Annotated in this window: 21 protein-coding genes; 5 read left to right on the top strand and 16 right to left on the bottom strand. The window is 43.3% G+C overall.

Going from position 1 to position 20684, the window contains the following annotated elements; all coding sequences use genetic code 11:
* Positions 1-70 precede the first annotated feature (70 nt).
* From recA to RW092_RS13325, 10 genes are all read right to left on the bottom strand, one after another.
* A complete protein-coding gene (gene recA, locus RW092_RS13280; protein ID WP_316010422.1) occupies positions 71-1111 on the bottom strand; it encodes a recombinase RecA in 1041 nt (346 codons plus the stop codon).
* Between the two features lie 107 nt (positions 1112-1218).
* A complete protein-coding gene (locus RW092_RS13285; RefSeq protein ID WP_316010423.1) occupies positions 1219-1890 on the bottom strand; it encodes a hypothetical protein in 672 nt (223 codons plus the stop codon).
* 51 nt (positions 1891-1941) lie between these two features.
* Entirely contained in the window at positions 1942-2760 is an 819-nt protein-coding gene (locus tag RW092_RS13290; RefSeq protein ID WP_270406089.1) for a S1 RNA-binding domain-containing protein, read from the bottom strand.
* Between the two features lie 68 nt (positions 2761-2828).
* Positions 2829-4304 carry a type IV secretory system conjugative DNA transfer family protein gene (locus RW092_RS13295; protein ID WP_316010424.1) on the bottom strand — a complete coding sequence of 492 codons (1476 nt, stop codon included), beginning with the start codon at positions 4302-4304 and terminating at the stop codon, positions 2829-2831.
* Between the two features lie 33 nt (positions 4305-4337).
* Entirely contained in the window at positions 4338-4826 is a 489-nt protein-coding gene (locus tag RW092_RS13300; protein ID WP_316010425.1) for a hypothetical protein, read from the bottom strand.
* A gap of 39 nt (positions 4827-4865) precedes the next feature.
* Positions 4866-5879 carry a hypothetical protein gene (locus tag RW092_RS13305; RefSeq protein ID WP_316010426.1) on the bottom strand — a complete coding sequence of 338 codons (1014 nt, stop codon included), beginning with the start codon at positions 5877-5879 and terminating at the stop codon, positions 4866-4868.
* A gap of 242 nt (positions 5880-6121) precedes the next feature.
* The gene (locus RW092_RS13310; RefSeq protein ID WP_316010427.1) at positions 6122-6745 is read right to left on the bottom strand and encodes a hypothetical protein; all 624 of its coding nucleotides are present in this window, start codon (positions 6743-6745) and stop codon (positions 6122-6124) included.
* Between the two features lie 95 nt (positions 6746-6840).
* Positions 6841-8100: an FtsZ/tubulin family protein gene (locus tag RW092_RS13315; RefSeq protein ID WP_316010428.1), complete on the bottom strand. Its 1260-nt coding sequence runs from the start codon at positions 8098-8100 to the stop codon at positions 6841-6843.
* On the bottom strand, positions 8097-8459 hold the full coding sequence (locus RW092_RS13320; protein ID WP_270406095.1) for a hypothetical protein: 363 nt from the start codon (positions 8457-8459) through the stop codon (positions 8097-8099). The genes RW092_RS13315 and RW092_RS13320 overlap by 4 nt, the downstream gene beginning before the upstream one ends.
* A 79-nt stretch (positions 8460-8538) precedes the next feature.
* The gene (locus tag RW092_RS13325; RefSeq protein ID WP_052147455.1) at positions 8539-8970 is read right to left on the bottom strand and encodes a prepilin peptidase; all 432 of its coding nucleotides are present in this window, start codon (positions 8968-8970) and stop codon (positions 8539-8541) included.
* A gap of 137 nt (positions 8971-9107) precedes the next feature.
* Between RW092_RS13325 and RW092_RS13330 the strand changes: the two genes are divergently transcribed.
* A complete protein-coding gene (locus tag RW092_RS13330; RefSeq protein WP_197070091.1) occupies positions 9108-9218 on the top strand; it encodes a putative holin-like toxin in 111 nt (36 codons plus the stop codon).
* A 158-nt stretch (positions 9219-9376) separates the two neighbouring features.
* Here the strand turns inward: RW092_RS13330 and RW092_RS13335 are convergent, their stop codons facing one another.
* Together RW092_RS13335 and RW092_RS13340 are read right to left on the bottom strand one after the other, a co-directional pair.
* On the bottom strand, positions 9377-11776 hold the full coding sequence (locus RW092_RS13335) for a CARDB domain-containing protein (protein ID WP_212940292.1): 2400 nt from the start codon (positions 11774-11776) through the stop codon (positions 9377-9379).
* Between the two features lie 86 nt (positions 11777-11862).
* Entirely contained in the window at positions 11863-12744 is an 882-nt protein-coding gene (locus RW092_RS13340; protein ID WP_316010429.1) for a copper amine oxidase N-terminal domain-containing protein, read from the bottom strand.
* 364 nt (positions 12745-13108) lie between these two features.
* Between RW092_RS13340 and RW092_RS13345 the strand changes: the two genes are divergently transcribed.
* From RW092_RS13345 to istB, 3 genes are all read left to right on the top strand, one after another.
* Positions 13109-14554 carry a helix-turn-helix domain-containing protein gene (locus RW092_RS13345; RefSeq protein ID WP_316010430.1) on the top strand — a complete coding sequence of 482 codons (1446 nt, stop codon included), beginning with the start codon at positions 13109-13111 and terminating at the stop codon, positions 14552-14554.
* A 594-nt stretch (positions 14555-15148) separates the two neighbouring features.
* A complete protein-coding gene (gene istA, locus RW092_RS13350) occupies positions 15149-16636 on the top strand; it encodes an IS21 family transposase (RefSeq protein WP_316010431.1) in 1488 nt (495 codons plus the stop codon).
* 1 nt (position 16637) lies between these two features.
* On the top strand, positions 16638-17363 hold the full coding sequence (gene istB, locus RW092_RS13355) for an IS21-like element helper ATPase IstB (RefSeq protein WP_316010432.1): 726 nt from the start codon (positions 16638-16640) through the stop codon (positions 17361-17363).
* A gap of 146 nt (positions 17364-17509) precedes the next feature.
* On the opposite strand, the gene RW092_RS13360 is transcribed toward istB, so the two are convergent.
* From RW092_RS13360 to RW092_RS13370, 3 genes are all read right to left on the bottom strand, one after another.
* Positions 17510-18067: a reverse transcriptase domain-containing protein gene (locus tag RW092_RS13360; RefSeq protein ID WP_212940355.1), complete on the bottom strand. Its 558-nt coding sequence runs from the start codon at positions 18065-18067 to the stop codon at positions 17510-17512.
* Between the two features lie 3 nt (positions 18068-18070).
* Positions 18071-18238, bottom strand: coding sequence for a hypothetical protein (locus tag RW092_RS13365; protein WP_316010433.1), 168 nt, complete (start codon positions 18236-18238; stop codon positions 18071-18073).
* Positions 18239-18759: 521 nt separating this feature from the next.
* Positions 18760-19077 carry a DUF3139 domain-containing protein gene (locus RW092_RS13370; protein WP_125082572.1) on the bottom strand — a complete coding sequence of 106 codons (318 nt, stop codon included), beginning with the start codon at positions 19075-19077 and terminating at the stop codon, positions 18760-18762.
* A 195-nt stretch (positions 19078-19272) separates the two neighbouring features.
* On the opposite strand from RW092_RS13370, the gene RW092_RS13375 reads away from it, so the two are divergent.
* Positions 19273-19479, top strand: a complete 207-nt coding sequence (locus RW092_RS13375; RefSeq protein WP_316010434.1) for a hypothetical protein — start codon at positions 19273-19275, stop codon at positions 19477-19479.
* Positions 19480-19708: 229 nt separating this feature from the next.
* Here the strand turns inward: RW092_RS13375 and RW092_RS13380 are convergent, their stop codons facing one another.
* Positions 19709-20380 (bottom strand): hypothetical protein, encoded by a 672-nt coding sequence (locus RW092_RS13380; protein WP_212940290.1) that lies wholly within the window; start codon positions 20378-20380, stop codon positions 19709-19711.
* Between the last annotated feature and the right edge of the window lie 304 nt (positions 20381-20684).

The following is a 20684-nucleotide window of genomic DNA, read 5'->3' on the forward strand; positions in this document are numbered from 1 at the left end:
AAATTACGTGAGTGAACCATTATCCTTCGGTAACATTTTTATATGAGTTGACACGTCATACGTTCCCATGTTATCCGGCTGCAAATTCCCGATCTTCCGCTTCTTCCAGTACCGGTTTCAGTTCTACCTCAGATCCGCGGATCTCACTGTCGATTTTGGAAGCTATCTCCGGATGTTCCTTTAAGAACTGCTTGGCATTCTCCCTGCCTTGCCCTAAACGATCACCGGCATAAGAAAACCACGAACCGGATTTTTCAATCACATTCAGTTCAACTCCGAGATCAAGAAGGGTGGCTTCTTTCGAAATGCCTTCACCATACATCATATCAACCTCAACCTGCTTAAACGGCGGTGCAACCTTATTTTTAACGACCTTAATACGTGTCCGGCTTCCTACCATCTCATTACCTAATTTGATTGTCTCCATACGACGTACATCAAGACGAATCGATGAATAGAATTTCAACGCACGGCCCCCAGGAGTTACTTCCGGACTTCCAAAGGATACACCGACTTTCTCCCGGAGTTGATTAATAAAGATAGCTATCGTCTTGGATTTGCTAAGCGAACCGGATAATTTTCGCATCGCTTGAGACATGAGCCGGGCTTGAAGTCCTACATGAGAATCCCCCATCTCTCCTTCGATCTCTGCTCTAGGAACAAGGGCTGCTACGGAATCAACAACCAAAATTTCTACCGCTCCGGTTCGTACCAAGGCATCTGCAATTTCAAGCGCCTGTTCACCGGTATCGGGCTGGGACAACAGTAATTCATCAATGTTTACGCCTAAATTCTTAGCGTAAAGAGGATCAAGTGCATGTTCCGCGTCAATGAAGGCAGCTTGTCCGCCCAGCTTCTGAACCTCTGCAATTGCATGAAGCGCCACTGTTGTTTTACCGGAGGATTCTGGACCATAAACCTCAATAATTCGTCCTCTTGGAAAACCTCCTACACCTAAAGCTATATCAAGAGCAAGATTGCCGCTCGAAACGGTTTCAACTTGGACATGGGACGCCTCCCCTAATTTCATGACAGCCCCTTTCCCATAAGACTTCTCAATTTCCTTCAAAGCCTTTTCTAGTGCCGCCTGTCTGTTTTCTTGGTTGTCCATAGTCTAAAACTCCCTCCTATAATGCGAATGTATGTTCCTACTTATAGGAACAATTTACCACACATATGTTCGTATTTCAATAGGAAAGGAGATTTTTCCCAAGACATTTACTTAATTACCCATTCTCCCTTGATCTGCCTGTAGAAACGATAATCTTGTTTCAGGTCAGTGTCCAGTAGTAACTTCGCTTCCTTCAAAAGTTCATTCAACGGCATAACCGCTTCAAGAGATTCTGAGATTACAATAATGGGATACGATGAGTGCCGTAATGAAGCAGGCAAGTAACTGGTATCTCCACGGATCACCAATACATTTCTGGATTCCGCTCCAATCTCAACCCTGCCCGTAAAGGGATAAGGAGCGGCATGAATTTGAAACGCTTTTTGTTTATCCCGCATGGCGCAGCAAAACTGAAAAAACACTAAATGGGACAAAATCTGTTCCATTGTCCATGTTCTCCAGAACTCATGTGACCATTCCAGGTTGAGTAATTGCGCAGCTCGCGGGCCAATCGTATAGATGGGTATCGTGTTCTTGTTCTTGAGAAGCAGGTGCTGAATTAGCTTCTTCTCAGCTAACATGCGCCGGACTTGATGTCGTTTCCACTGGAATAGACGCCCCATTTGAACACTTCCCATGCAGCCAATCAAACCAAGCGATCTGAGACCGTCTGCTTCGGTAGCAGCTCGTAATGGAGCATATCCCGGTACAAGCTCCTCCGAAAATGAAGCAGGTTTAAACGTCCATTCATGTGTAATTGAGAATGGTGATGTTTTCATACAAAGCTCCTTTCTAAAACTAAGTGAGGAAAGAGGCGAGAATCGCCCCTTTCACTTTTTGGGAATAATCCGCCCATAAATCCGCTCTTGCTTTACGTCAACACCACGGATACGAATATAGACTGTATCGCCCCGCTTCACTTTTCCGAACCGGATATGGGGAACCAGAGCATCGACTCCGCGCTCAAGATTAACGAAAATGCCATATTCCATTACACCGGATACCTTACCTTTGTAGGTTCCTTTGGATACATATCGTTTTGCGCAATCCGGCCATGGGCTTTTCTCTGTTGCCTTCTTGCTAACCTTCACGATTTTATTTTCTTTATCCAGTTCTACAACCTTCACTTTGAGGTGATCCCCGGCACTTACTTCTTCACGAAGATCATCTACCCATCCATAACCATACTCCTGAACCGGCAGCTCCGTTGTAATACCGCCAATATCCAGCATCAACACCTTAGGAGTAACATTACGTACTACCGCTGTAATTACCGCATCTTGCTCCAGCCATTTCCACGTCAAACCTTCCATATGTTCCAGGGCTGCTTGACGGGATGCGATGAAGGTATCTCCATCACGATCATAGCTCAGGATCTTAAAGGCAACGGGTTCTCCAAGTAACCGCCGAAATTCATGGGCATCCTTCGTACCAGAGAAATCCTGTGGGATATATCCTCTGACTCCACCGACTAATACCACGCCACACAGCTTGTTTAGCTTTGGCTCAAGACCAATTAGTTCAGCTTGCAATACAAGATCATTCTGCCGGGCACTATAAATCTGCGCCCAGCCTTCATCATAGCTGCTCTGCTCCAACTTCTCCTCGTTATAACCTTCAATCAGCACTTTCTTTAACTCTTCACTCATGTTCATTAACCTCCATAAATTTGTTTTTTGATATTTGAAAAACCTCAGCACAATTAGCGCTGAGGTTCTTACTCAAATGGATCTTCTTCTGTTTTTGTCGTTGTGTAATCGAAATCATCTTCGTCTACATGTGGTTCGTCTTGGATAGGGTCGGATATAAATTTCAAACGTGAAGTAAATGTTTCTTGATTAGGCTGCACATCTAATGCCACATTGCCCTGTTCAAGTTTAGCGCCTCCGCTCTTGATTACGGCACCAAATCCTCTCCACCATCGCCGCTTTACTTCCCATTCCCGCCGCTCTTTCCAGTCCCTCGGAACAAATGAACCTTTGCCTATTTTCGGCGGTAAAGGTGTGCCATCGTCCAGAAGCTTCGCCACGTAATGGAATTTGGGTAGTCCATCCATCATCTGCGTGTAAAAAATACGGTCTTCTTCCTTTTCCGTGTCCCGGTAGTTCTCCGGCAAAAAGTTAGGGAGTAATAATTGCTGTTTAAATGTGCTTTGACGCATTATGATTTGTTTTTTCCCAAATTCCCGACTAAATTCAACAGCATCTTGATAAGATAGCCCGCCAAAAGCGATTTTGTTTCGGCAACTCGTCATAATGGATTGCTTCATGGCCTTCGCATTGATCTTGCCAGATTCGACTTCTAGCTGCCCCAAAGACTGGATAGCAAATATTCCGGCTGTTCGATACTCCGCTGCAATGGATAAGAACAACTCCACATCGGGATTAATATATCGGGAATACTCATCCACGATCATAAAATGCGGTACGCGCGTGCGCTCTGTGCCCGGCCTGCGGAATGTTCCGCTCTGCAAATGCATAACGACGAACTGACCAAAGGCATCCCCGGCTTTCCGCAATTTACCCATGGCCGTATTTACGGCTAATACACCGCCAGAAGCAAAATGCTTGTCCATGTCGAAATCGGATTGTCCAGTCAAGATTGGCTCCAGATGCCGGTTAGACGTTAAGTTCTCAAGCTGGGCGCGAAGCCCGATAACAAACTGCTGATATTTTTCCTTCTGTGCCCCAAGCAGTTCCGATTGAAAAAACTGAACCAGATCGGATTCACCCTCTTTAAAACGAAGTTCCTGTACCTTATCCTCCAGCATTCGTTGATCTCGCATCGTTCGGAGTACATCGCCCAGGTTAACATCATCCAAGTAAAGACGTTTTAAAAGCTTGGTAATATTCCGTCCGGCAAGCTCCTGCACTGTAGCAAAAAATGCTTCCTGTTTCCCGAACATAGATTTAAGGACAGTAACCGTAGCTTCTGCTACGTCGTCCTCGTCGCCTTTCATCACCGGAAACCGCGCGCTATGAGTTATTGTGGGATCAACATGGACACAGGGCATATCCATTGCATCACACATTTCTGCTACCATTGCCGCAACATCACCTTTAGGCTCCACAACAGAAAGTCCGAGTGGAACCCCCTTCTTCTTCAGAAGCAGCAACTGATAAATCATGGGCTTGAGTAAAGTGGCTGTCTTTCCACAGCGGGTAGGGCCAACAACAAGCATATGCGTGAACATATCACTGCCACCCCATTGAATCACGCTCTCACCTCAATCCTTCATAGGTATTTCTTCACCCAAGATCAGCCGAATCTCTGTCTTGGAGGAAATAAATAGACGTTTAAACCTTTTCCAACGATCAGCCGCCGTAGGTTTGACATGAACAAGTTGTTGCTTGTTCACATTGCCTCGACGGTTTTTCAAATTGTGTTCGAGTCTGTAATTGGTAAATGTAAGGAACGAGGACAAAATGAGTGCTGCTATAAAGGCTGTGTGCACGGTTCCTGTTATCGAAAACGGAAAGGATAGAGTCGCTATAATCTCCTCTTTCAGTCTGAGACACAACGCTATCCCAATCCAAAGCAGGCTGGTGAAGAAGTAAATTAGCTTATTCTCCCGTTCTAACACCCAACCGTATAAATAGATGATTAAACCGATGATGCTAAGTGACCAAGGAATAAATAACGGCCAACCCGGTAAGCGCCAATACAAATAAGCCCACCCGCCAAGAGTGAGCAATAAGCTTACGAATCTGATCATGGCATATAAGTTTCCTTTCAAATCTTCGTTCAAATGAATTCAAAGGGAATTCTTTGAAATACCCACAATATCCACATGTGCTGCGGTTGATAACTCCTGCTTGTAGTGTTCAACTTCATCCTCATAACAAAAAAGGAGGACTCTTCGTCCTACTGTCTGGCTTACTCCTATGGAGTAGTTGGTTAAACATCGTTTCAAAGTCATCATGTTCATCGTTAGGAGTTCGATGACATAGGGGTCTTTCCACGGACCAATCCGTTCTTTTTGCACCAGTCCGTATTCAAATCCGTATTTGCTGGAATGGCCAACTTCTTTCAGTTCTCCATACGGTTCAAGCACTTTCTGTAGCTTTAAAAACGTGTTTGTCAGGATGTATTCCCTCGTGATTTGAATCCCCCACTCATTGAACGGCAGCAAGTGAACCGGGATCCCACCTGTAACTAAATTCAGCTTCTCACTCATGGTTTCAAAAGCTTGTTTAACGGACTGGCTCTTGTAATAAATCAGGAATCCTCGCAGTTTCATGTGCTTCTTGATCTCGTTGATGATCTTGATTAGCGTTTGTTCCCTGGCATCGGGCATTAGGATGTAGATCATATAATCCCCTTTGTCACTTCTGAACCCACCGACCGTTAGATTACCACGGTTGAGATTGTATTTGCGTTTGATCTGGCGAGAGTCCATATACGGCACTTCGGGGATCTGCACGAATAGCTCGTTCGCATCCGTAATGTACTGCCGCTGTTGAATTGACAGCCCCAAATCCCGTGCACGATAGTTCTTGCCGTCCAATAAGCCGCGTTCTATTAACAAATCCATTCCCGCTTCGGTTAATCGGACATACGCCGCCGTGACTGTTCGACCTGCGGTTCTCTTACCGTACACATTCGTAGTTATGAGTCCTTCCTTCTTCATGATATATAACCGTTTATGTGCGTACTTCTCACTGGCAAAATGCTTCATCGTAATTTGCTTCTTCGTCATTTCCCGTAGTATATACAGTTCCTGCAATATACTCAGGTCCCGGTCTGTCCATTCACGTTGTCTTGGCATTTTATCCTCCTTTCTGCTGGAAATTTACTGTCCCGCTTTCTAAGGCACATCGTCTTGTCAGGGACGGTTTATGGGTTAATGGACGGGGGGGCGTAGGACGGGGTGGTCAGAGTCTATCGCTCAACTGCGTTTCGCGGTAGCCTCTTCCCACCTTTCCGCTCCAGCCTTGATTTCGTATCGGGTACAATCCAATGTCCAGCACGCATTTTCAAAAACTTCTTTCCAAAAATATCGGGTTCAACTCATAGGGGGTGTTTATCGGGTTCAAACATACCCGAAAAATCATGTCCGGACCGGTACTTTTTACGAATATTTTCAATCATTTTCAAAGCATTTTGAGAAGGTGTAACAAAGACTTGAACATGGTTTTTACGATTAATATCCAAGAATCCAGATTCCATAATTTCTATTTCCTTCCATGAATCATCTTTGATTAAACCGACATATCGAATCGCGTTTATTATTGCGCTACGGTTACGATTGTCCAGGTCACGAATCAATAAATCCTCAAAAAAATGGCAGATATAAATAAAGGCCGACTTCAAGACTGGAATTTCTGAATCTTTTATTGCTTCCATTGTTGCCTGTGTGTAATAGTTTTTAACCTGATTTTTGTATTGCTTGTCCTTAGAGTAAAGTGGCAACATCCCCTGATACGAGAACTGATATACCGAATATTCGTCTAACGTGAAGGTGCTATAAATACAAGGCGGATAAGCCTTGGGATCGGGAGATGTACTTTCAGGTAGCATCGTTCGCCATTCTGCCAGTGACTTTCCTAATTTAAAAGACAGCCCCACGGTTTGGCGGTACATTTCCTCAATCTCTTCAACTTTATTTTGGGCCTGATCTTCCCAAAATGACATCTGCTTCACTCTCCTTTTCTTATGTGCATCACTTAACAGTAAAAAAATAGAAAAACCTCACTTCTTCTGCTTCACAAGAGTTTATTTGAAGCGTATCACTTCAAGTCGTTTAAGAAATCAAACGGGTCATTAAATTCCCCCTCTTCTTGGTCCGGGGCTGAAGCTGGCTCAGCCACTGAAAGCAATGACTCCAAATCAACGGTTGCCTTTTTCTCTTGAGGTTTAATCCCTGCCAGTGCTTCTGCAATGGCATCCGTTTTTTGAGTGCGTTCTTCCGCTTTGCGCTCCAGTTCGGTCAGTTCTTCCGTCAGCTTCATCACACGGTCGGGGAAATTGAGTCCGGCAAACACCGTATAGATGGTTACTTGCCCTAGCTGATCTCCTACATAGGTAGCTACTGGATTCTCATCGAGAATGGGCGTACTGTCATGCAGAAACGATTGAATCTGCTCAACAAATGTATGAGTAAACAAGCGTTTAGCCGTAGAACCATCTGCTACAATACTGACCGCGCTACTGGTTGCATCCTGTAGATCGTAACCGGCTGACAGCTCCCCGTTTAGTACACTTTGTTTCAGGGCTTCCATGTAAGTGACCGGAGAAGCGAGATCAACCGTCTGAGCAGGCAATGTGCATTTTGCGATATGCAAACATCCACCAGTCCTCAGCATATTGAGCCACTCGGAACTGTCGAAATGATAGCTGCCGTATGGCTTGTAGCTGGCAGTAACAGTGTTAAGATCATGAAGCAGACGTGCTACATGCCGATTACACGATTTCATGAAGTCCTCTACACTCTGACTTTGACTCAGGCCAGTTTGAAACAGCTTTTCGTTATCCACTACAATGATAGCGCCCAACCCTTGCATCGCTCTCTTAATCACTTGCAGACGCTGCAAGGCATTATCCAATACCCTCCTGCCTTCGTTACGCCGTGGTAACGTTAGCAGCAGGCCAAATCTGCCTGCAAAGCCCTTTGCGTGCAGTAAACGAATAGCTTCAATAACCGAGCCCGTTCCTGTGCCGCCACCTAAACCACAGCAAATAAAAATATAATCCCTGTCATTAAAGAAGCTCTGCAGTGTCTCTGCAATAGTTTCCTTGTGAACATTGAATGCTTCCTGCCCAAGCTGAATATCCCTCCCTACACCGCGCTCATATCCCGATAAGATCACTTTCTTGATATTCGGATAATCTGGCAGTTTGAGAAGATCCATCTCATTACTGTTAATCAATAAGGCCGTATAAGGACGCTGCTCACTTTTGGCAGATAACCGCATCCCAGCACATGCATGAGCAATTGAAGTTCCTCCCATCCCTAACCCCAGAAAACCATACTTCAAACTGATATTCATTGCTCCGCTCCCTTTCGTTTGATTCGTTCTTGCATCAGCTTATATTGCCTATAGTTGAGTAGTTCTTCCCCTAATGGGGATAATGTGTATCGCTTGGATTTTGCTACTTCAGCTACCTGAACCAGCGATGCTCCTTCTAACATCGCTGCCGCTTCATCCAGCAAATGCCTTGATCTAATCGGCAACTTCTCCTGCTCTACATCAGGATGTATCTTTTTGTACAAGGCGTTGGTTACATCCCTTAGCTGCTCCTTCTGTACAGGTCGTTCTGCCATTCTAAGTGCTGCCAACATCCACATCATATTTTCGTTCTCAGCAGTAGCCAATAGTAGCGCATCCAAAATGGCTTCTCTGCTCATCAAGATTGTCTACCTCCCTTCACTCATTATTAAAATAAAAAAGCCCCTACCCGAAGGCAGAGGCTTAATCCTATCCAAATCACCAATATAAAAATATCTTCAGCGTCAAATATGTTATTAGAAAAAACGGCGCTAGTGGAATTTTTTCTGTTATATCCCCAGCCCACTTAACAGCTAAAGCAAATAGCCAAGCAAACGTGAGCATGATAATCAAAAATAATATTGCTTGCTGCCAGCCAAGAGCCATACCTACCACTGCCATTAGCTTAATATCTCCACCGCCAAATGAATCAGGTTTTAAGACAGCAAATACATAAAGCAAGCCAGCTCCAATCAAAACACCTAGCAAGTAATAATAAAAAGGTTGTTCACTATGGAATGGCCGAAATATAAGAAAATATCCAATCCCTATACCGCTCAGCCAATCCGGAATGACTCTCCATCTAACGTCAGTGTATGTTGCCATTCCCAGCAAAGCTATCAGCGGAATCGACTCCAGAAAATTGTTCATGTTCTTTCTCCTAACTCTCTACTAATAGAAAAAGCAGCCTCCGAAGAGACTGCTTGAGGTCGTCTATGATATAATTAAAACTGCAACAGAAAGGCTATATGGGCGGTCGGCTAACCTCTCGGAAGGGAGGTGATGCCATGGAAGTTAAAGACGCTTTAACAATTATGATCGGTTTCAGTTCGCTAATTATCGCGCTACTGACGCTGGTAGTTACAATTGTTTTAGCGATCCTTAACCAAAAGAAATAGACCGCCCCTCCTGAGAAAAGGTTTCGGTCTTATTTCTTAATAAGCATTATCTTTTCTTAATGCCGAACCGCCCTTAAAAGCGGCTGTTGCAGGGGACGGTGACCGCCGTCCCTTTCTTATTTTTATTATAAATCTGAAATTGCATACATGCAATGCCCTTATTTGTACCACTCCGATGTATCTCGCTTCGTCTGCCAATCATCATACATGCTACCGTAAATGGTTATTTTCTTGATGATGCAAGAGGATAAGTCATTCTGTCCAGCGTGCATGGCTACAATTTTAAACGTATACTCTCCATCGGGAGCTTTGACATCCGTATAGAATTTTCGTTCATAGATGTCAAGAAACTTCGATTTGAAATGTTCTTCTGGAAGCTCCCATGTTGCTGTTTTATCATTTCCACTTGTCTTAACTAGACCAATGCTGGTCACATAATCACCGTTGGTGTCCCAAATATAGACCCTAACCTCAGTAGGCCCTTTTAGCTCACCCCCAATGGGTTTAGCCGTTCCTTCTAAGCCTTTAGGGACTTTGGTTTCCCAATCTGTGGTGTATTTTGTCGTTGCTTTGATCTCTACACCATAACCGGCACGCGTAACCTCATTTGGATTCAAGCCATTTTCCTCAGCCCAAGGAATGATTTCCCACGAACCTCGGCTTTCACGATCTGATTCCTTCTCTTCTTCCGGCTTCCAAGGCGGGGCTGTAGGAATTCCCTGCTTTGTATTCAGTTCAGCCGAAACGGTAAGCTTTTCATTATAGGTTACTTTTCGATTCTCCCAAATCGGGTCGCTGTAATCCGTGTAGCTTTCCGTAGAAGTATGTCGTTTACCTTCTGAGTCCGTCCAAGACACCGTTCTGGTCTTGGTTGGATAGCCTGTAATCAATGGATATGTCACATCCCACGTTGCCTCCGGCTTCGTGGTATCACAATAAGCATCGCCGCCATTCTTGGTTACAGAGCAACCAGTAACGGCTACGTTATTAGAACGATCTTTATCTTGTTTTTCCTTCTCGGGGTCTACATGAACGCTTAAGGTATGGATACCCGTATTTCCTGTCCACTTGAAGCCGCCTACAGTAATCGGCGTATTAGCAGGCATGTTCTTTCTGGTTTCATAGATGGTCTTCTTGCCATCTTCCATGAAGCGTATCAGGACATTGGAAACATCCGTAGCCCCAACGTTCTTCACTTTCGCTGTAACCGTAGATGATTGTCCTACCGTTAGAGCCGCTGGGCTGGCGGTAATGGATTGGGCGATCAGATCGTTCTCTGCCCCTTTACGCTCGATTGTCCAGCCACCTTTGATCTCGTTATTATAGTATGCTTCATTCGGTGATTCCAGCGCTCTGTCTGGATGATTTGGGTTGTTTATCGTGACATCTGCTTTGATGTAATATGTGCCTGGATCATCGCTGATCTCGATCTTGCCAAGCATATAACTGTACTCTTTCCCTACAGTGAATTGCTCTGGCAAATCCTTGTACATGGACGAGAGGTTAAAGTTGGTAGAAACCGCACCGCCGATAGTAACCTTCGCTGTCATCGGCATTCCACGTTCACTTGCATAGTCACCGGAGATAATGTCTTCATCACCGTCATAACGGAACTTGACCCAAAACTGACCACCTTCAGTTAGCGTCAGTTTTGTTGGAACATAATCCATATTCAGATCATCTGCCAATGTCACACTCTCAATCTGAGTACGTCCGTAGCCATCATCTACGATAATGTCTACCTCTTTTCCAAGTACACGTGACAGCTCTTTACTAGCGATCTTAACGGTATTGCTGTACTCAGTATCGGTTGTGGTGATTGATGTAAGCTTCACACGCTTAGTCATGTCAGGGAATGCTCCTTTGGGCAGCGCATAAACATCGACTTGACGCAGGCTGTTTTCTACTCCAGCAGTTGTGAAGCTCACGGTCAGTTCCTCGCCCTGTGTGACTTTCAGGGTAGGCCAAGCAGTCACTTTGAAATAGGCATGGCCTTTGCCATTAGTCTTCTGAGTTCGATCAAACTGAACGCCCATTCGGCTGACGATACCAGAGGTGCGCAGAAACCTGTAATTCCATTCCAAAACATAGTAGTAATCATGATCAGAATCATAATCCGTTCCGCGTACAGTAAAAGTATCTCGAAAGTACTGTTGTTGCTTCTTAGATACATTCATGTTACCTGACCATACAGCATCGAATAGTTCACCTACAGCAGCCTTACTTTTGTATGTTAGGCCAAAGCCGTTTTTATCCGAGAACTCAGGATCTCCCGGTTTTTCTTTTACCGCGAATACATCGTAGTTATCTATAGTTTTCTTTTGACCGTTTGCAAAATTAAAAACAGCTTGCCATTGATAAAGTTTCCAGAGGTTATCTTTTGCATCTCTACCCAATGCCGGAACAAACCCCACAAAACTATCTCCGGTTTTACCGTATTCCCATAATCCAAAGGCGTCATTTACATGCTTTTGTAACATTGGGATTCCAGCAGCATAGACTATTGTTGATATCAGCATACTTAATAGTAGTATTACAATGCTTACTTTTTTCTTCATTCACATTCTCCTCTACCAAAAACTGAAAAGAAAAAGAGCCTACGACTTTTAATCGCAGACTCAAAATGTAAATTGAATCGTTTAGCTTATTCTAATTTCTGTGCAAGCTTCTGTACTTCGGTCAATGGCGCCGCAGAGCCATCACCAGTATTTACTACAATGGCATCGTTGACATTACTGAACAATGCCTCCAAATCTTCGTTTCCACTACTATCTAAACTTATCATATATCCTTCTTTTTCATCTCTGCCCGAATATATTTTTGTAAGCATGATGTATCCCTTCCCTTTTCCAATATCAAAGGAATACGTTTTCCCAGGAACAAATTTAGTATTCCCCGCATATCCTTGCGCTCCTTGTGGAAGGGTAAAAGTCAGCTTTCCATTCTCGACCTTCATATTATCAATAAACAACTCTTTTGCTAGCTCTGTATATCCAGCCTTCCACTTAAAGTCCGTGCTGTACATGTTATCATCACTCGGAACCGGATCTGGATCGGTCACTTCTTTTCCTGTACTAATGCTAACCAACTTATTGCTTTGATTCCAATTAACTGTGGCGCCAAGTGCTTCACTGACAAAGCGAAGCGGTACAAACACCCGGGAACCTTGAAGCCGGGCTGGTACATCCAATTTAACGATTGTGTCTCCAACCAATACGATATCGGAATTAACCGGCATGCGAATCATCTTTCCGTTTAGTTCAACGTAAACCACTCGCTCTACCCGACTACCTGTTGTCTCCTTTTTATAGTCAACTTTTGCACCTAATGCCTCAGATACAAAACGGATTGGGATCAACACTCTATTGTTTTCAAAATAAGGCTTTTCGTCCGGAAACTTTACTGTCTTCCCGTCAACCTGCACGGTTACATTTACTTTAGCTGCTGATACAGAGGATACAGCAAAACTAAATACCATAAGTACACTCATCAATATTAAATATACTCTCTTTTTCAAAATCATCATCTCCCTTTCACATTTAGGGGCATACGCATACCCCTTTTGTATACTAGAAATCCGGTTCACAACATAAGTTCCATTATAATCCAAGCATCATTTTCACTCAATTACTTTCAATTAATTCCCCTCCTCTATTTCAGCCTCTATAAAATGCAAAAAGCTCCACCGACTGATGTCGATGGAGCTAAAAACTTTTCATTAGAACTGTAAAATATTTACATATTTTTATTTACAGCTTCGCTACTAGGTTAATTCTATTGTATACCTTGTGACGAGAAAATGCAAGATCGTTTGTTCGCAAATATAATTTTTTTGCCAGTTTAATGTTATACTACATTCTGAAAATGAACTCGCGTCATGAGGTTAAAAATTGACCACCATTCAAAAATTGGATATTATTGAAATATTAGAGATTCTTATTGGGGTGGTGGTTAGTATGGATTCTGCAACCACGATTACTACAAGACTTAATGATTATATGAAGCAGGAGGGGTTAAGCTTAAGTCAATTTGCGCAAAAAATAGGTTTAAATATCGGGACATTAAGTTACATTCTGAATGGAAACCGAACCTTGAGTATTGAACAATTGGACCTTATCACTGAATGTATGGGTTTAGCAAAAGGTTATTTCTACAATCAGTATTTTGAAGAAGTTTTAGTAGAATCTACTCCCAATTGGCGCAGAATTAAACCATTTATCTATGGGTGCGCAGAGATTGGCAATTGGGACTTGATTCATAAGGCCGTTCAATTGCTGCTCGACACCCTAGTGTACTCCTCACACCTCTTTGATGTAGCAGAAGATTTCTACAAAAGCGGTAAAAAAGAAGCAGCTATCATTTTATATGAAAATGTTGCTCTCAGTGAAAGAAATCAGCATTCAGAACGTTTAGCTCTCTGCCAGTATCGCTTATTTATATGCAAACTTGGAAATGATCAAGAAAAAAATTATCAAGCAGCAATACAATTTGAATTCTTCGTTGATCGATTGGATGAGTATGATCAGTTGGAAGCATTGAAGAATTTAGCGAATACATACCGTTCATTACGCCGGTGGGACAAAGTAGAGGAAACGGCTGAAAAACTTAAAAACAAGGCTGAAATCCTATATCAAAGAACTACAAAATATAATCATCAAGACTATAAACATACAATACCACTTTTCACATATATAGCTTACTCAAATCTACTTTTAGGCAGCGTTTTTGAAAGCAAGAGAGACTATGAAAGAGCCATGCAATACATTGCATTGTACGCAAACTTAGATTGGGTAAGAGAAGATGATAAGGATACTCTTATTTGGAAAGAAAAATTCCATGCTTGGGCTAAAATGAATACAATGGTTACTAAGTTGTCAGTTGGAGATTTTAGCGTATTACCAGAATACATCCAGTATCTTGAATCCAACAAAGACGAACGATTGCTATCTTTATTGAATATCATCGAAGCGGCCAATCGTTATCATTATAATGTTGATAGTATTCTTGAAAGATTTGATATTTCTTCAATAGTCAAAGCAGAATATTCAAATGATGTTTATACTAAACAGACTATTGAAGAACGTCTTGCACGCCTTTATTTTGAATTGGCTGACTATCATCTCAGCAAAGGCCTCTATAAGGATGGTTTTAAGTACTTAGTGGATAGTTTGAATAAATCAGCATCTATTAATGAAAAAACCTGTATAATTAAGTGTGTAGGCCTATTTGAAAGCTTACGTGAAAAGTGCGATAAAGCCTTAATAGAAGCCTACCAAAAAATAATTACAGAGGTGTATAATAATGAAAAGAAAACTGGCAGTACTATTTATGTCTAGTCTCTCGCTTATTATTCTTTTTTCTCCGACAATTGTTCAACTAATGGATCATCACGGAGGAATGTGAAGCTCTATAACATTTACACAAACAGACCAGTTCACGAACTGGTCTGTTTAATTTGATTAAAAATTCGAATAAATGATTAACATAATCGTGACAAGAATCATGGTAAAGATTCATTTTCGAAGATAAATCCCCACAAAGAGTCAAGTCATAAAACTATTCGGTGAAGTCTACCATTGCTAGATCGGTTTCATCCTGAATAGGTCCCTTTATGTACCCTTCGATATCGTTGAGATCCACATCCAAATAGTGATTAAGCTCAACGTGTTTGGCGTCATGTATTTGTAGTATGGGGCGGATACGGATGCAATAAACTCTCGCCATTTTAATGTTGAATTTGCGAACGAGAGAGCATAATCGAAAGAATTTCATCGTTTTTTTCATACGGTGTTTATTGCATAATAGAAATGCCTACTATTGCAGCGTAAAAATGCCGAACTAAGATGCAAAAAAAGAGACACTTGTCAGCATCCCTCTATCATCCTATCGTTATGTTTGTCGACAACGTAGCGAGAGGAGAAGAAGAAAGGATGTTGAAAATGCCTCAACAACAATATATCAAGTTTTTGCGTGAAGTAGAAGGCTGTTCTGTGAATGAAATTGCACAACGTGTGGGGATTCATTGGCGAACCGCAAAAAAATATGCCGACCAATCGGATTGGAATGCGTCTGTGAGCAAACGGAAAAGCAGAAGTCCCGTAATGGGGCCGTTTGTGGAGATCGTCGATACGTGGTTGGAAGAAGACCGCTTGCTCCCACGAAAGCAACGTCATACAGGGGTTCGCATCTTCCAGCGTTTGCGAGACGAACATCAATTTACAGGCGGGCAACGCACGGTGCTAGCCTATGTACAAAAACGAAAGAGTGAATTGGAACTGGAACGTGCTAAAACGTATGAACGGCTGGAACATCCGCCTGGAGAGGCTCAAGTAGACTTTACTAATCTTGAAGTGAGCCAAGGACACCGGATGCTCACCTACAAGCTGCTGGTGATGTCCTTCCCTCATAGCAATGCCGCTTTCGTTTATCCGACACCGGCGGAAAATCAGGAATGCTTTCTGGAAGCGATGAAGCAGTGCTTTGAGCAGATGGGCGGCGTCCCTCAACGTATATGGTTCGACAACCTTTCTGCCGCCGTCGTACATATTGAGAAGCAAGGCGAACGGCAATTAACAGAAGGCTTTCAGCGATTTTGCGCTCACTACCGTTTTGAAGCTGTATTCTGCAATCCGTACAGCGGACATGAGAAGGGTCATGTGGAGAACAAATGTGGTTATTCCAAGAGGAACTGGGCCGTCCCCATTCCCATCTATGAAAGCCATGAACAGCTTGCCGCGTATTTCGCTGAGCAGGCAATGCAAGATCGCGAACGCCAACACTATACTCAAAACCGCCGAATCGCTGATCTATGGGAGGATGACCGACGTAAGCTCCTTACATTGCCGGAACATGGATTTGAGGCCTTTCGGTTGGCAGCTGCAGTGGTCAACAAGTACGGAGAGATTCGGATTGAAGATACGACGATTCCGTTGCTGGGGACGGTTGCGCCCGGCAGCGAGGTACTGGTCCAAATGTTTTGGGATCGCTCGGTCATTCTGAATGGCCATCACCAGAAAATCCGGGAAGTGCCCAGACCTTATACGGGGCGAACTGTGGACGTCCCGTGGTCGAAAGTGTTTACCGGATGGCTGAGAAAACCGCGCAGCGTTACACACTCACAATTCCTCCGCATGTTGCCGGAAACCTTGCAAGCGTATGTGACGGTGAAAGATCTAACTGAGCGAAAAGAACACCTTCAGGCGCTGTCGCACTGGAGCGATGTGTACACCATCGAACAGATCCAAGAAGCGATCGCTTTGTTAGGCCAGAATACGGCGGTCGACCGTATCACGGCCGTCCTTGGCATGAAACATGGAAACCGAGACTTGCCGGTTACGTGGGAGGAGACGCTGTCACCACCGGGGACTCGTTCAGATGGCTCTCTCGAACGTTACGACCAACTGGTGGGGGTGGGCTAAGATGGCTATAGAACTGGCGGATTTGTGCCGGCAGCTACGATTAGCGCATGTCATGGATTATGTATCGCTTCAACAGAGCGAAGAGATTCAAAGTATTGTGGAACAAATTCTTTGTGCGGAACTGGATGGTCGCCGCCGTGCCAAGTTAGGGAAACTCGTCCAGCAGGCTGGGTTTCCGCATATTAAGACCTTTGAAGGGTATGTGTATGACCACATCTCTTTTCCAAACGGCAGCAGTCCAGAGAAAATCCAGGGATTGGAATGGTTGGAACGCAAGGAGAATTTGCTCCTAATGGGTGCCGTAGGCACGGGAAAGACGCATATGGCAACGGCATTGGGTGTGGAGGCTTGTCGCCGAGGCAAGGCGGTGCAGTTTTACCGAGCCTCCGATCTGGTCGCCGTGCTTCAGGAGAAATTTGCGGCGGGTACGCTCAGCCGATTTCGAGAGAAGTTGAGAAAGGTTGATTTGCTCATCCTCGATGAGGTTGGTTACGTCCCGTTCAGCCAAACCGGGTCTGAGCTATTATTTAACGTGATTGCGGATTGCTATGAGCAACAGAGTGTGATCGTTACATCCAACTTGGAGTTTGGTCAATGGACGTCGATATTCGGCGATACCAAGCTAACATCAGCACTTGTCGATCGTCTGGTGCACCATACTCATATTCTCTCCTTCACAGGCGAGAGTTTCCGCTTCAAACAAGCAATGGAACGAATTCCTATGTAACTTCGATGCTGGCAAGTGGGTTTGGTACTTTTGGCTGCAAACCTAAGCATTTTCTACTTGCAAAACACAGTCCTTCCAGAAGTCAAATCCGAGAAAGCGGAATTCTTCGTCAAAGTGCACCACTTTCGTCTTCTCCGGGTGCATTCTTAACCGAAGCTTCCCCTCAGGATGGCTTTCGCTGCTTGATGTGCCGCTTCCACCTTTTCCTGTGTCTTGCACAGGATGACTGCATCATCGGCATATCGGACAACGGCAAATCCTTTTTCTTTCATACCCCAGTCGAAAGGATTAAGGTATATGTTGGCAAGTAGCGGACTGATGACGCCACCCTGCGGTGAGCCGACTTCCGTGTCATGGAACTGATCATCTTCCATGACCCTTGCCGTGAGCCAACTGCGAATAAGTCTCAGCACTCTCCCGTCGGTGATTCGTTCATGCACCTTCTCCATCAGCAGATCATGTGGTATTTCATCGAAGAAGGACATGATGTCCAGATCGACCCCATACTCGAATCCTGTCCGCTTTGCCCGTCTGACCGTCCTCAGTGCTTGGTGTGCGGAATATCCCGGACGAAAGCCAAAGCTGTAGTAGTAGAAGTCCTGTTCAAAGATGGGTTCGATGATTCGGCGGACTGCTTGCTGAATTACGCGGTCTCGAACGGTCGGGATGCCGAGCGGCCTTAACTTGCCGTTGTCTTTCTTGATGTATTACCGAAGCACCGGGTCGGGTTCGTACCGGTCCTGCTGAAGCAATCGCTGAATTTCCCGAAGGTTGGTGCCCAAATTCTTCTCAAACCTCTCGATGGTCAGTCCGTCGATGCCGCCGCTTCCCTTGTTCTTCTTCACTTCCAGCCATGCCTCATACAGGTTTTCCATCTGACCGTGCTTTATAATATAAACGACAAAAAACCTTAAATCAAGATCGATTTTAACCGCCCCAGCAGCGCCGTCCCTCCCCTAAACCGGCCCCAAAACCCTATGGGTTTGAAAGATAGCACTAAGCCGATTAAATCACCTGTCGATTTTCCTGCAAAAGATATCGATGTTTTTTTTAACAAGTTCCCGTAATCTTTGTCGCCACACAGGCTGCACTCTAGCTTCTTGCTCGATTACCACTGTACTCCAAATAAATACTAAACAAAAAGAATAGCACTTTCCCTGTATGGTTAAAGGTGCTACTCACGACTTTTAATATCTATAGACATGGCTTTATAAAATTCCTTCTCATCGAATGTAATCGTCACCGGCTCTATAGCTAGAATTTAGGTTGATTTTGTCAAGCGCCGATTTTCAGGTTGAGCCGTCTATTGTTGCTTAAATTGGTTTGAACGAGTTATGTGTTATCTAGTAATTTTTCTGAGCCTTTAAATAAAATAAGAGTTCGACATTGAACTCATTTATTTCATATTAACTTCCTTTCTTAATCGTTGAGGTGTTGAGGGATCTACTTGAGTCCAATCAGACGCCCCCCTATCAGTAAAAATATAAACTGTATCAGGATCATCAGCAAATCTTACATAGACCGGGAATTGGGGCATTTTACTAAGTTTTGCTTTAACACTAAGAATATCAGATTCAGAGTAGCCTTGTTCTGAGATTAAATAGTTCTTCAAGCTCTTTTCAAGTGATTTATATTTAATTTGCAAACTAGCAAAAATACCACCAATGACCAGAAAAACAAATATTAAACCAAAAATCAGAATTTTTTTCCTCAAATCAGTATCCCCCCTATTATTCTCATTTTATTATAGTTGGAAATCACTGTAACTGGCAACTTCACTTACTTATAACAATAAAATAGTGGTTGGCTTAACAGGACATGATAACAAGAACCAACGATAATTTATCCGAAAATTAGAAAACATCTGTACATTCCATAAGATGGTTGTACCACTAATCCAACCTGAGGAATGACAGATGAACAACTAGTATACCGAAGACAAGCCATCCGTACGGCAGCAATAGCCAAGCATTGGTTGCTCAACCTGCAACGCACCTCCCTGACTTTAGAAAAACAACAAGAGTTAATGCTTCATCCGGTGATTGGAGCCAGTTTAAAACACTGCGCAATTGACGGCAAGAAATCGTTTACTACCACCGCTTCACTAGATCAATGAATGCATAGAAGGCCGGAATAACCGTGTCAAAGCCTTTAAAAGTAGACACTTTTTGCTTACAACCAAGATCGATACATACAAGGGATAATGGTGGAATCAATCAAAGTGTGCTAGTCATGAAACTTAGTAGGCTCGATATCTCAAGAACTAACTTTGGTGTTAAGCAGAAATAGTTGCCTAATAGAATTTCGCATCAGGGCGAATTCTATTAGGCATAGTTTCTAAAATATCATGGAGTTAAAAAGGTAGCATAGCGAACTACATAGGGAGAGTAGGCTATATTCGACGGTGTAACAAATCCACGAAGATCTGGTGTATTATTGACGCCCATTAAATCTACTCCTTCGCCATAATAAAAAGCCTGCCATACAAATTTTGAACAATAGTTGGGACTTATTGTTCCTAATTTTGCCAATGGATCTATAGAATAATCAGTTACATTGTAATAATTGTAATTTGCCCATCTAGCAGCCCCAACCCCCATACCGTCTCTAGGTCTGTAAACTACAATAGTTTCACCAGATCCGTGTCTATTCATATAGTTAGTGAAATTATCAATGACTCCACCGTCAACTGCGGGGGTCACATGGACTACTTTGAAATTCGAATCAACAATTCCGACATGGCCAACAATTGCTGTGCTACCACCCAATGTCTTCGTGGAGTATAGAATATCACCGATCTTCATTTGGACGCTTGTTCCAGGATATGTGGGTCCGATTTCAGCGAAAGGCTCAATTAACCCTTCAGTTGAGACATTTCCACTAGCACCATTGTTACTCAAATTAACTGTACTATCAATACTACTCGCACTAGCTAATGAATGACCTTGTGGCGAAACAACAAGAAAGGTAAACAAAACACTCAATACTAAAAAACTTTTACAAAGAATATTTTTCAACGTTACCCCTCCTTTGGTTTATATTCCTATATTATACAATATCCCTATTTTTGTATAGTCATTTTTTGTAAATAAACAGATAAATATGTTACAAGTGATTTTGAAGAGGTATTTCTTGTGCTTATAGTATCGTTTATAGTTTGGAGTCAAGATATATTAGTGCCTTTCCATCTACTATATTCTTAGGATCTGAATGTTCTTATGAATATATATAAACCTGAATTTCGAAAGCCCATAATGGTGGCCAGTTTGTAGCAGGATTAGTGGGCAACAACTGTAATAAACAGGGAAATACCCAGTTGGA

The sequence above is a fragment of the Paenibacillus sp. 3LSP genome (assembly GCF_032465655.1).
Classification (GTDB): Bacteria; Bacillota; Bacilli; order Paenibacillales; family Paenibacillaceae; genus Fontibacillus; species Fontibacillus barengoltzii.